The following is a 12,850-nucleotide window of genomic DNA, read 5'->3' as shown; positions in this document are numbered from 1 at the left end:
TCTATTCAAATTATTTATGGTGAAGTTTATATTTTGTATCTAAATAAGAACTTTTTGTTTCTTTTTCAATAAAGTTCGCAAGCCATATGTTAGCGGCAAATACAACTACATAAGTGATAAAAGATAAATACAATTTCCAACCAGTGTACGTAAAAACGTGAAATTTCATTGAGATCCATTCTAAAGCGATTGCTACCCCTGCACAAAATAAAATGTAAAACAGATGCTTTGCACCTTTGGGTTTATTATATTGATAGAAAGTTACTACAAAATATGGAACAGTAGGGTAAGTAAAAAAATGCAATAATACATCAAACAATTCATGGGTATTATGATCGATCGTATAGTAAAAGTCATATGGCTTTATGCTAATGGTAATATCCGCTACCAAAGCAAGAAAGACATTAAATGTCCAAATGATCGTGATAGAAATTGAAGATATTCGTCTAGGCAATATAAACATAAGGGTCCAACTAAATACTGTTGAAAAAATAATAAATATTTCATTCGCATCAAATTTCTCAGGAAAAGGTAGAATCATGTCATATTCACCTCTTTGTCTCTATAAATAAGCTTTTCTAAATAGACGGAGTAAATAGCCAATATCAATATGATTAGACTGTACCTCAAATATGAATAAAACACATTCCATTTGATCCATTCTAAATAGCCAATATGAACGAAATATAATTCAATTGAAACAAGTGCAGTTAAGAAGATGAAGAGATGAATAAGTTTATTAATAATGGTTCTCTTAGAAAACAAAATATATATCAACCATAAAAGTAAAGCTGGCTTGAGTGAAAACTCAGGAATTTTTTGTGTCCAAAAAATAAATTGATCTGTTGGATCTTGCTTTGTTAATTTTAAATTTAAATTAATGATTATTCCTGTATTTGTAACAAGAATATTGGAAAAAAAATAAGAGCCTAAAACATTAATACTGTTCTTTTTCTTTATCAAAATGTATAAGGAAGCAAGCGATATTACAGCTAAAATTAGAAGAATCCATAATGTTTTCACCGAGGTCACCAGCTTTAGTTTGAAGTACCTTATTTGGATATATCTATAGAACAATAAAATTTCCTCTTTTATCACATCTCTGCAATGATTTGTTCAGTTATTCTTGACCAAAGTCACTTATTGTCTCCACCCTGCTCTCATATATTTTATCAATGAGATAAGTAAAAAAGTACATGCCCCATATAGAAATGGACGTAGAGATCCAAAACCAGCCTGCTTTATATATGATCAAATCAAACATCATAGCCAGCCAATGCATAATATAAAGTAACAGAATCACCGCGAGTTTCCATCCCCATTGAACTCTTGAAAAATATAAAAGCATACAGATGATGCCAAGTAACAACATGTATAAGCTGGCCAACAAAATTAAACTATGTTGTTTATCATCTTGCAAATTTTCGCTAAATTTTTGAATGCCGATTAGCCGTAAAACCCAAATAATTGAATTCTCATGTAAAGTGACCAATCCAAGGAAAATGAATATATATCGAATTGAACCCTTCAGTCCACTAAAACATATACGATACGCATGCTTTGTTACCCAGAACAGGATTAGCAAAAAAACAAAGGTCATCCAAGTTTGGTACCAGTGTTGCTTATACACGCCCAAAACGATAAACAATTCCTCGATTATGCTATAAACCAGTGCGAAGATAAAATACCAGTAATACTTCATATTCAAGGAGACAATCAATAAAGCTGTAGCTGATACTGAAAATTGCGAAAAAAGATTCCCTGCGATCGAATCATCTGGCGGAGAGTTAGGAACTAGCATCGGATAATAAGTGTAAGCTTTCAAATACGACAAGATCATCATTTCAAAACAAAATGTCATTCCACTAATCGTAAGATATAAAGCAAAGACCGTTTTTCGGTAGGTTACTTTTGAGAAAATACAACTAGCTCAATGATTGTCGTTAACCCTAGCAGGATAAACCAAACCGTATGACTCCAAAAATCGGTACCCATCATTATAAGCTCCTATTCCGCAAGCCAGTTTGAGTATATCATGCCTCACTTTCCAGTGAATTATTACCATTTAATTTGGTATAGTTCCCCTTACTTACTTACTAATATTTGTTGCATTTGATTAATTAATTTCGATATGAATATTTCCCAGTCAAAAGAGCGAGGGAAAATAAAAAAATATAGAGTACTAGCGGGAACAGATTCAAATGGTCATGGACTTTTTATATCGATTAAACCCGAAGAAAGCAACTGAACTCATTGCGAAAAAGATAAAACCATTTAAGAAATATAGCAAGGGAGTTAGCAGCGCCAACTCCCTTTTCGCATTATTCAAAACTAAATCTGCTTTTCTGCATAAATAATATAACGTTGTGGTGCATTTCCAATGTATCCAAAAGGATAGCAGGTTGTTAAAATCAACTCTTCCTTTTCATTTTGAAGCGTGATAATACTGGTGTCATCTGCGTCAACTATTTTGGTATCAACGATCTTATAAGAATACTCCCCATAAGAGATTTCTACTTGAAGCTCATCACCCAATTTTAGTTTTCCTAGTTGCTTAAAAACGGTATCTCGATGTCCAGATAGAACAATTTGGCCGTTTTGATCTGGAAAGTAAGAACCTTTATAATGTCCTACACCTTTTTCTAGCTCTTCTGGATCGGTTCCTTCAACAATGGCTAATTCAGACTCTATTGCAGGAATTTTTAATAGGCCCACCGTATCTCCTTGCTTCGGTGAAAACTTGTCTTTTAAGCTATCTGAATGTGACGCTGCAATGACCTTCTTCGCTTCCACCAATGTTTGGCCCGTTTTAACATTGGATTGAATGATTCCCCATGAAGCATAGCCTATCAGACAAAGACCAATGAACATGATTAGGTAGCCACTTTTCATAATCTCCCTCTTATTCATTATAATTTTCTACAAAATCTCCTTGAAAGCAAAGGGATCTCTAATCTTACATAGCTCTTCTTTTTCTTATAAACACTACAATTCCACCTAAAGCTACTAAAATTAAGCCAATTGCAATGAAGTTGAAATGATTTGTTGCTGTGTCCGGAAGTTTATTTCCAGACTGATTATTATTAGTTTGTTCTTCATCAAGATTATTCTCTGATGGGTTTTCATCCGTTTTGGAATCATCTGATTGGTTTCCATCTGTATTAGAGTTATCATTATCCGATGATGCTTCTTCAAATACTCCAAATGTACTAAAATGGCTTACTTCTACCACTACACTTCCATTTGTAGAATCATATTTCTTAGGAAGAATTTTTTCTGCTTTTTTCCCATTCTCGTCAATGTAGTAAATGATGACGTTTTTCCAATCCTTAACCATTGTTGGATCAACTTTAAACTGAAGAGCTATTTTATTCGTTTCGAATTTATCAATAAAAGTTCCATCTTCCGCTTGAATCGAGAAGTCATAAACTGGACCAATTGCTCCGTCATACGTTTTTGGAAGGATGTTAAGCGTTACGTTTTGATTCATATCTTTTAGTATAAGCAAAGGTAATTCAACTTCAACATCACCTTTATTAACCTTTACTTTAGCGTTCGGATTTTTACTTAATATATCTTTAACCTTATCTGTAGTTAATTCCAAGCTTAACTGTGCAAATGATGAGAAATCTAAAATGATTTCTCCATCCTTATTCAACAAGCTCTTGTCCAAATCCTTATATGCGCTGTTTGGATCTTCAGGTGGAGTTTGTTCATCAGGCGGCGTTTGTTGAATAGGAACTTGGTATTCATTCACAGAAACTGTACCACTTACCTCGTTTCCTACGATAACTAGTGGACGACCTGTTGGACTCAACCCTTGCGCAACAAATTCAAGACCTTCCGGTGCAACGTCACCTGCAATTTTAGATGAAAAATCTCTACTGTTTAGATAGTTTGCAAACTCCGCATTTTTTGGATTGGAGATATTATAAGTCATAACTCCACCAATTCTCTCGAGTCCGACAAATGCATAGACTTGGTCACCAATCATCCCGACTTTTACATCTTCTGGCTCCGGTCCTTTTTTCGCACTACGCTTGTCCATTTCATCATCATCATTTGACCAGTTAAAATAATCTGGAAAACGTTCTGCTGTAATTTTTTCGAAGTCACTTCCACTGTCGTATACAAGCTCCATTGTGTCAGCCTTCCAAATTGAGAAAGAACGGCCACCCAATGTATAAATAGCATCTGTTCCACGATCTGTTAATACTTCAAGCTTCTCATAAGCCTCTGAAGTTTTCATTCTATCAAATGCTGCTTTGGCTTCTTCAGTAGTCATTCCTTTGAATTGTTTAGTCAGTGTAATTGAATCCTTCACATCTTCAAAGTCAGCAATATTGATAAATTCGGTAGCATCCTCGCCCCACTCAGTTGCGTCACCTTCGTTCCCTGTCACTAAATATTCAACGCCACCAATATTTACTGAGGCAACCGCATCTGGCATATATGCTCCTAAAATAGGAAGTCTTTCAAACCCGATTTTCTCGTCTCTGGCAGCATCGAGTTCATTACCTGGCAAAGTATGATCTTTATATCCAAGTGATTTTACTGCTAAAACCTTTCCTGCCTCAATATCAATTGTTGCAATCGCGTTATTCTCTTGTAGAGTGACATATGCTTTTTTTCCATCTTTTGAAACTGCAATGTATTCAGGCTCAAAGTCTTTACTTGCATCCGCTTTTGTTCCTTTATTACGAATATGAACATCATTTCCAATGACACTTACGTCATCAAATTTTACTTGCGTACTTTTTCCAGATTCAATTTCAACAATCGTAACAGATCCTGCTGGATCAACATTTCCAAGACCAAGACGAGGCTCTGCTTCATCAGCAGATAATATGTACTTTCCGTCAGCTGTTATTTTGACCATATCAGGCTGAACACCTGCGACGAATTCATCTAGAATGACTCCATTATAATCCATAACAACAATTTTTCCTGGTTTTGTATAATCCTTTTCTTGAACGGCTACCGCGATCATTTCATGAGATGTGTTTATATCGATGCTCGTTAAGTCTCCATATGTAAACGCGTTATCTTTCATTGATTCGACAATATTAATTGATTTTTCTTTCTGAAGTTCTTGCACTGTTTCGGATGATGTTAAACCTTTGAGACTTACGATATCAAGAGTTTGTTCTTGCCCATTAATAACGTAAAACTTTTCGTTATCCGAATTGTATTTAACAATTTCCGCAACGCCGCCCTCTTCATTCGATTCGCCCATTTTGTACCCTGCAATTTTTTTCACATCAATTGAGTTCTGAATACCTGTTGCTGCAAAGGCATTATTCATTGGAATACCTGAAGCTAGTATTATGCCGGCTAAGATAACTTTACTGAACGAACTGAACTTTCCACTACTCTTCATCTAATTTCCTCCTTGTTTTTCATCCTAAATACTACAAATTTTGACATCTTCCTCAGTATAATGTTTAAATATTTAGAATATTATCGAGTCTTTGTTAAATTTATATTTTTTTATTGTAGAACTAGTTAGAATGATCGTTTTAGGAAGGCAGGAGAATATCGAGTAGGAGGATAATCATTAATTGATTATCCGGCCTCTCACACCACCGTACGTACGGTTCCGTATACGGCGGTTCAATTTTATCCTAAACATGCACTTTAATATAATGTTGTTGGCTCGAGATTAGACCGAATTGGGCTAATCTCTTATTGGTTATTGTCGTGCTGAGTACCCAGGAGCTAGCGATTCGAGCCGTCCCCTTACTTGTTTGACTGTTTTTGTATGCACTATGTTTGTCCATGCCTAGTTTAATAAGGTTTTTCCTGCGATTTTTTGCTGTTTTCCATTTCTTCCATATACACATTCGCAGTCTAAATCTTGTGTGGGCATCTATTTCCCCAAGTGCTGTTTTCATATAACCAACCTTAAAGTAATTGACCCATCCTCTTATTAACTGATTGATTCGCTCCACTTGATACTTCGTATCAACACTCCAATTCTTTCTTGTTAGTTGTTTTAATTTGAACTTAAAACTTTCTAATGATGATTGGTGAGGTTCCGCTTTGTATAAGTCGGCTCGATAATCTTTGAAGAATCCAAACCCTAAGAACTTCATATCGGGCTCATTAGGTTTCGCCACTCTCGATTTCTCCACATTTACAATTAACCCTAGTTTTCCTTCAATAAATCTCGATACGGACCTCATAACTCGTTTTGCTGACATTTCACTTTTGACCATAATAATACAGTCATCAGCGTAGCGAACGAAATGTAATCCTCGATTTTCTAGTTCCCTATCCAGTTCATTAAGCATGATATTACTAAGTAGATGAGATAAGTTTCCTCCTTGCGGAGTGCCTATCACTGTTTCTTTGTATTCTTCATCAATTAATACACCGCTTACGAGGAATTTACGAATGAGTGAGATGACATCTCCATCATCCACAGTTCTTGATATGAGATTCATCAATCTGTCATGGTGTACCGTATCAAAGAAACGTTCTAAGTCTATATCTACAATCCAGTCGTAACCATCGTTCATGAACTCTAACGCTTTCAAGATAGCCATTTCGGCATAGCGTCTCGGTCTGAATCCATAGCTGTATTCGCTGAACTGTTTATCGAATATCGGAGTTAGTACTTGTGCAATTGCCTGTTGAATCACTCTGTCTAAGACAGTTGGAACTCCTAGGAGACGCTTCCCGCCATTTGATTTTGGAATTTCAACCCTGAGCACTGGCTGTGGTTGGTATTCTCTTTTTCGAATTTGGCGAATCATTTCATCCTCGTTCAGTACCAGTTGCCTCTTATATGGTTTCTGTGCGTCAGACCGGAGGTTTGCCTCGAGCTTCCTTCAGATTCCACGTCACCATGGACACCCTTGCTGTCGGCTATGTGCTTACCGCTACCAGGTCGCACTCGGGACTTTCACCCGTTAGAGTTCGCCCATGCTGGGCAAACTGGAAAAGAGGTCGTCATTGACGACCTCCTACTTTTACATTCGGTTCTCAATTCATTTAATTAACCATTTTTCCGCGAGCTCTGGAAAATCAATAAATGGGTTCCGATTTCCTTGTAATTCATAGATTGCAAGGTTTCGGTGTTTTTCATATATAGACACTGGAAATTGCTGATGCCAATTTAGTAAAAGCTTTAAATTTACTAGATTGTTGTTAATTACTCCAGGATAACGAGTTATAAAATAAAAGGTGGCTCTTGCAACAATTCCCTTTCCAAATTCAGGTTCAAACTTCCCTTCATCTGCCTTACCACAGCCTTCCGCAATCCCTAAAGTAAGGCTTTCCGGAACATAGTCAGGAAAATCTTCATAAGGGCTGTTGCCGCGACGGCTGTTGCATGTAGGATCACAGGCAAACAAATGATGCAAATCTCCCCTCATTGGCTCACGCTCATCAAACCATGACTGAGGCACTACATGCTCACAATTCAACTTCATGTCATCTGATAAACTAGTCAGATTCACACGTCTATCTTCAAGAATTCGTATATCCTCTTCCATAACAGCAAGCGGATCCATTTCCTTCCCTGAATAGATGCTTTTAAGTTTCCCATTCTCTTGAAGATCTACCCAAGGATAGACATATCGGTGAGGCGTATAATTCAGCTTATTTCGATGTGTTTTTTCTAGTAATTCTTGAAGTTCATTTCTATCAAGCTCATTTTTATAATAGGTTTGTTTGATTTCTTTGTCTCTGTCTTCCTCATAGTAGGGCTGGTTATTGCTGTACTCTAAATAGGCCGCCTTTGCTGTGTCCAATTCTTGTGTCAGTATTTCTTTGTCCCCAATTTTCAGAGCCTGAATCCACTCTACTCCTTGCGGGATTTCATTTACACTTTCCACCTGTTCTACTTCTTGATTTGGAATCACATGCACTTTTCGCTTCATTTTTTCCCTCCTAATAGGATTAAATTGAAGACAACCCATGATGTTATTAATAGTTTAACAATTCAAAATTTTGATTCCTAGTTACTTTTGAATGGTTTTTGAATCTAGTTAAATATAGGGACAATAACGAGTCCCTATCTAGTCCTGAAAAAAAATAACAGCATATCTCTATCAAAATTAGAGTGCTGTTATTTTTTTGTAACTGTGCTACGATTTCCCGTTACTTATCTAAATGAGGCAAATAAAACGAGAGCAATTAATCATGTTGCAGACCAAGCTCTCTATAAAACAAAATACGGTAGTAGAAACAAAGTACAGCTTTATACTTCAGTTATTGATGAATTAAAAGGAAGTCATGTATTCTCATCTGAGGATGAAGAGGAAATTCTCCAATCATCAAGAACTTTTCTTATGATTATACATTCCAAAGTTCAGTACACCTAACGCATACAGAAGAATTATGAATACGCTGAACACCTACAAAGAATATGGGTCTTTCTCCTACAGAAGTAAAAAATGTACGATATGGTGCTCTTCTTCAAGATATCGGGAAGGTTGAAGTACCAACAGAGATATTAACCAAAACAACAAAACTAGAACAAAATGAATGGGAATCATTAAATATACTTTTCAACAATCGTGCCTGAGTATTGAAGATTATTGGGTATAACAGAGAGACTGATTCTAGAACGCTTATATAAAGTAAAAAAAGAGGGGTAAGCCTCTTTTTAATAAAAAACATTAAACTAACAAACTCTGCCAATTAGTCAACTCTTAAAGCAATAGAAGGTTTTCCCTTTATACCTTTACTACTAGAGGTTAAGCAATGTTTTTGATGGCTATACATTTTACTGCTTCATATATCTTTCAACTAACTCATAACATCTTTCTTCTGTAAGCCGTGCTTGTGTGCTTATATATTCTAGTGATTCCATGGTGCCGCCTTCAAATTTTAGTGATGCCTTCTTTGCCGTCTCATCTCGGTATGTGATCCATTTTCGCTGTTCTTCTCTTAACCTATCCATTTCACTGGCGGAAAGTTGCTTCTCTAGAGCTCCATAGATATCATTTAAAGCATTATCCCATCTTGTGAAAATTTCCCCATAAGCCTGGCCTATTTCAAATTGTGTTCCAGTTTCCAATGCTTTATCAAATTCGCTTAATCCTTTTTTTATATCATTAAGTTGTTTAATATATTTTTCCTTTTCCCCTGTCACAGGAGCGGATTGACTCTTTTTTTCTGCATTGATTTCTACACTGTTCTTTGTATTTCGTGATTCTGTATTGCTGTCTTCTTTCTGTTCCATATTTTCTGCTTCTTCTGATTTTTCTACTTTCCCTTTTTCTGACACTGGCTTTGCCTCATCTGTAACCAGATCATTTGATGTAGTGCCGCATCCCGCTAATAACAGGAAAATGCCAAGGGTAATTGCTATGAATTCCTTCATTTTTATTCCTCCATATTGAAAGTTTTTAATATAAATCATGAGCGTATCGACTTCTAGCCTTTCTCCTTTTTCATCCCATTCATAGGCAAGTAAACAATTACAGTTGTTCCCTCACCATACTTGCTTTGCACTTTGATGGTTCCCCCATGTTTATCGATGATATTTCGGCTAATGGCTAATCCGAGCCCTGTCCCAATCGATTTTGAATCAATTTTGTAAAACGAATCCATAATATATTTTAATTTTTCCTGCTCAATCCCAATACCTTGATCTTGGATTTTTAGGACGGCCATATCTTCTTTTAAGTACTGAAATATTTGAATTTCACTACCTCTTTCAGAAAACTTAATTGCGTTATCCAACAAATTTAATAATACCTGTCTTATCTTGTCGCCATCAGCATTGATTAAAGCAGGTGTACACACTAGCTTCATCTGAACATCTTTCCCGGTAGCTTTATTTTGAAGCTGTAAAATTACATCTTTGATAAGTCGATCAAATTTGACCACAGTTGGTAAAAGTGTGACCCGATTTGACTCATACCTTGAGAAATCTAATAGCTCTTCAACTAAATTCATGAGGCGTTCTGATTCACTGTTAATCATACGCAAGCCGAATTTGGTTTCTTCTTCCGTTAGGTCCTCCGATGACTCCATTGTCTCTGCCCAACCCTTTATCCCCGTCAGAGGCGTTCGAAGTTCATGTGAAATCGAAGAGATGAAATCCGTTTTTAACCGATCCATCTTAACAATTTCTTCTGCCATATAATTAAGCGTTCTCGACATTTCACCAAGTTCATAATGAAAGGTTTCTTCTATTCGCTTCTCAAACCGGCCCTTTGACATTTCCTGAGTGAACTGAATAATTTTATTAAAGGGCCTCACAATGGAATCAGCGAGGTGAATACTGACAAGAAAGACAATAATTGCAACAACAAGACATATCAAGAATCCGTATCCTAGTAAACTGCTAATTAAATCCTGCACCTTAGTTAATGAAGAAACATAGCGAAGGACACCTACCGTTTGCCCCTCTAGCAGTAGAGGAGTGTACACAGCCAAAACTCTCTCTCCTGATTGTTCAAGTTCTTCTTTTTTATATATAGTGTGATAGGAAAAAACATCAGGATCGATGGAGTAGCTTTGTTCTTCGTAAAAGCCTGTTGATGATTGTATAAGTTCTCCATCATTATTCAATAGCTGTAATTCAGCTCCTTCATATTGATAGCTTTTAATCACAAGATCGCTATAATCCTCAAGGCTCCCATAATTGAGCTCATTTCCAGTTTCCCAAATTGGGTTGATGGCTTCAGCTTGGTTTTGGAAAGTATTAGCTATTCCCTGGTAATAATACTTTGTTATCGCAACCCCATACACAGCCATTACTAAGCCCAAAGTCAGGATGATGATAATCATGAAATATAGAATGACTTTACGTTTCATTGGCTAACCCTTCCATAGATATCCATGTCCCCAATCGGTACATAAATAGACAGGGGAAGAAGGATTACTCTCTATTTTCTGGCGAATGCGCCTAATATTGACGTCGACTACTTTCAAATCACCTACATAGTTCTCACCCCATACCTCATCTAACAGTTCGTCTCTTGTAAACACTCTGTTCGGATGGCTCATTAAAAAATGGAGAATCGAATATTCAGTTGGTGTTAGGTTGATTTCTCTGCCTGAGCATAGCAGTCTTTTGTTTTTTGATTCAAACTGGAAGGGACCTGAGACAAACCTATCACTGTATTCTAGTGAAACTCTGTCACTTAGATTGATCCTGCGTAAAAGCGAGAAAATTCTTGCTTCTAACTCTACCATGCTGAATGGTTTAAACAAGTAATCATCGGCTCCAAGTATAAGACCTTCCACCTTATTCTTCTCTTGGGTTCTTGCTGTTAGCATAATAATCCCAACCGACTGATTTAACTTTCTAATTTCTTGACAAACTTCAAACCCGTCTATCCCAGGAAGCATTAGGTCAAGCAGCACGATATCAAATTGTTCCTTTTGAAAAAAGGACAAAGCATCTTCTCCTGTTTCCGATTCCCGTATATCGTAACCTCTCTTTTTCAGATTTAAGCAAACAAAACTGCGTATAGATAGTTCATCTTCAACAACAAGGATTCTATGCATTTCTCTCCCTCACTTAGAACTCATTTTCCAGCAAATGAAACTGATTAAAAGGAAATGTTTCATTTTCTTTCCGATCAGAATAAAAAATGGTATCCTTTGTTTCCTTCAAAACTGCTTTTGAAGATTCAGAGGATCCTTTTTTTACCCATTTTACCTCAAATACTGGCTTCTGATTGGAAACCGATAGTAATTGAATTCCATTTTTGACCTTTTTCACTGTGACCCTACCATGCCATTCAGAAGGAATCTCTATGTAAAACCTGCGTACCCTGTCGATAAACCGTTCCGTGATCTTTTTGGAAGTCCCATCTATGGAATACGTTGAATAAAATTCGATAAATGGGATGTCCTCATATAAGGCATCTTCCCAGCCTTGTGGGATATACATCTCGCCTACCTCTGTTACACCGTCTTCATTTATATCTTTGCTGTACAGGGGATATTTTTTTATTTGTGGGCCCCCATTTTTCTCCCCGACTTTCACAAGTTCCCCATGATCATACGCTATAATTTCAGTCAACATGGAATGGACACCAATGGTGCTATCAATAAATAATGCCTTATTGCCATCGTTTAATGTACCGCTCACCATATTCTCATGAAAGGAATATGCTTCTAAATCCACGGCCGACCGAGACTTTAGCGCGCCGTTTTCATAGCGGAACAACTCTGCTGTAAAGGATGTTCTTCTTTTTCCGTCTACAAGTAGAACATCGATTTTTTTATCTCCGTCGTAGTCCGCGATGTCCAATAAATGATAGCTTCGTTTCATGAGTTTCTTGAGCCCAGCCTTATCCCACTGATATATGATCAGCTGTTTCTCATTTTCGAAATCTGAAGTTCCTAAACCCATTGTTACTTCCATTACTCCATCATCATCCAAATCGTGAAGTCCGAAATAATGAATATTGTTATAATCCGTTTCGATATCTGATATTTTCGTCCATTTTTGATTTTTTTGCTGTAAAACCAGTAAATGCACTTGCTGGTTCTCTTTCATATTTCTATATAAAATAAAGGCTTCTTGTTTCCCGTCACCATGTATATCTTCAATAATTATGGACCGTTTTATGGCAGCTTGTTCGGGTGTCATATACTCTATGCCAGATGGCAAAAGCTGTTTTAATGTTTCCTTTACTTTCAGATTTTGCCCGTCATGCAGCTGAGGGGATTCAATTAATTCTCCGGGCGATTTTGCCATGCTGCAGCCTGATAACATAATTCCAATCGAGATATACATCAATAACTTCCATTTCGCTCTATTATCCACGCTGTATACTCCTAACATTTAATCCAACTTGACCCCTAATGGGATAACTTCATTATAAAATTCCATAACAGATAAAGGGTTACAAAAAAATTACAATATTATTAGCAG

At 36.6% G+C, this 12,850-nt stretch carries 12 protein-coding genes; 1 reads left to right on the top strand and 11 read right to left on the bottom strand.

Annotation, left to right across the window (positions count from 1 at the left end; all coding sequences use genetic code 11):
- Nucleotides 1-10: 10 nt before the first annotated feature.
- The 7 genes from FA727_RS11705 to FA727_RS11675 all read right to left on the bottom strand — a co-directional run bounded on the left by FA727_RS11705 (nt 11) and on the right by FA727_RS11675 (nt 7,886).
- A complete protein-coding gene (locus tag FA727_RS11705; RefSeq protein ID WP_136831139.1) occupies nt 11-541 on the bottom strand; it encodes a hypothetical protein in 531 nt (176 codons plus the stop codon).
- Nucleotides 538-1,023, bottom strand: coding sequence for a hypothetical protein (locus FA727_RS11700; RefSeq protein WP_136831138.1), 486 nt, complete (start codon nt 1,021-1,023; stop codon nt 538-540). Before FA727_RS11700 ends, FA727_RS11705 begins: the two co-directional genes overlap by 4 nt.
- A gap of 97 nt (nt 1,024-1,120) precedes the next feature.
- Entirely contained in the window at nt 1,121-1,861 is a 741-nt protein-coding gene (locus FA727_RS11695; RefSeq protein WP_136831137.1) for a hypothetical protein, read from the bottom strand.
- A gap of 470 nt (nt 1,862-2,331) precedes the next feature.
- Nucleotides 2,332-2,910 (bottom strand): class D sortase, LPxTATN-specific, encoded by a 579-nt coding sequence (srtD, locus tag FA727_RS11690; protein ID WP_246041845.1) that lies wholly within the window; start codon nt 2,908-2,910, stop codon nt 2,332-2,334.
- Nucleotides 2,911-2,956: 46 nt separating this feature from the next.
- Nucleotides 2,957-5,380 (bottom strand): choice-of-anchor I family protein, encoded by a 2,424-nt coding sequence (locus tag FA727_RS11685; protein WP_136831135.1) that lies wholly within the window; start codon nt 5,378-5,380, stop codon nt 2,957-2,959.
- 244 nt (nt 5,381-5,624) lie between these two features.
- Nucleotides 5,625-6,779 (bottom strand): group II intron reverse transcriptase/maturase, encoded by a 1,155-nt coding sequence (ltrA, locus tag FA727_RS11680; protein WP_281280895.1) that lies wholly within the window; start codon nt 6,777-6,779, stop codon nt 5,625-5,627.
- Between the two features lie 213 nt (nt 6,780-6,992).
- Entirely contained in the window at nt 6,993-7,886 is an 894-nt protein-coding gene (locus FA727_RS11675) for an endonuclease I family protein (RefSeq protein WP_136831133.1), read from the bottom strand.
- Between the two features lie 488 nt (nt 7,887-8,374).
- Between FA727_RS11675 and FA727_RS24045 the strand changes: the two genes are divergently transcribed.
- The gene (locus tag FA727_RS24045) at nt 8,375-8,533 is read left to right on the top strand and encodes a hypothetical protein (RefSeq protein ID WP_158318842.1); all 159 of its coding nucleotides are present in this window, start codon (nt 8,375-8,377) and stop codon (nt 8,531-8,533) included.
- Nucleotides 8,534-8,734: 201 nt separating this feature from the next.
- Here FA727_RS24045 and FA727_RS11670 read toward each other — a convergent pair whose 3' ends face one another.
- Genes FA727_RS11670 through FA727_RS11655 form a run of 4 tightly spaced genes read right to left on the bottom strand, consistent with a single transcriptional unit; the run spans nt 8,735 to nt 12,742 of the window.
- On the bottom strand, nt 8,735-9,373 hold the full coding sequence (locus tag FA727_RS11670) for a lysozyme inhibitor LprI family protein (protein ID WP_136831132.1): 639 nt from the start codon (nt 9,371-9,373) through the stop codon (nt 8,735-8,737).
- A gap of 14 nt (nt 9,374-9,387) precedes the next feature.
- Nucleotides 9,388-10,776: a sensor histidine kinase gene (locus tag FA727_RS11665; protein ID WP_136831131.1), complete on the bottom strand. Its 1,389-nt coding sequence runs from the start codon at nt 10,774-10,776 to the stop codon at nt 9,388-9,390.
- A gap of 3 nt (nt 10,777-10,779) precedes the next feature.
- Nucleotides 10,780-11,472 (bottom strand): response regulator transcription factor, encoded by a 693-nt coding sequence (locus FA727_RS11660; RefSeq protein WP_136831130.1) that lies wholly within the window; start codon nt 11,470-11,472, stop codon nt 10,780-10,782.
- 13 nt (nt 11,473-11,485) lie between these two features.
- The gene (locus tag FA727_RS11655) at nt 11,486-12,742 is read right to left on the bottom strand and encodes a VCBS repeat-containing protein (RefSeq protein WP_246041844.1); all 1,257 of its coding nucleotides are present in this window, start codon (nt 12,740-12,742) and stop codon (nt 11,486-11,488) included.
- Nucleotides 12,743-12,850 lie beyond the last annotated feature (108 nt).

It is taken from the genome of Robertmurraya kyonggiensis (assembly GCF_005116465.1).
Lineage (GTDB): Bacteria > Bacillota > Bacilli > Bacillales > Cytobacillaceae > Robertmurraya > Robertmurraya kyonggiensis.
Note: the sequence above shows the minus strand (reverse complement) of the source record. Positions and strands in the feature narration are given on the sequence as shown.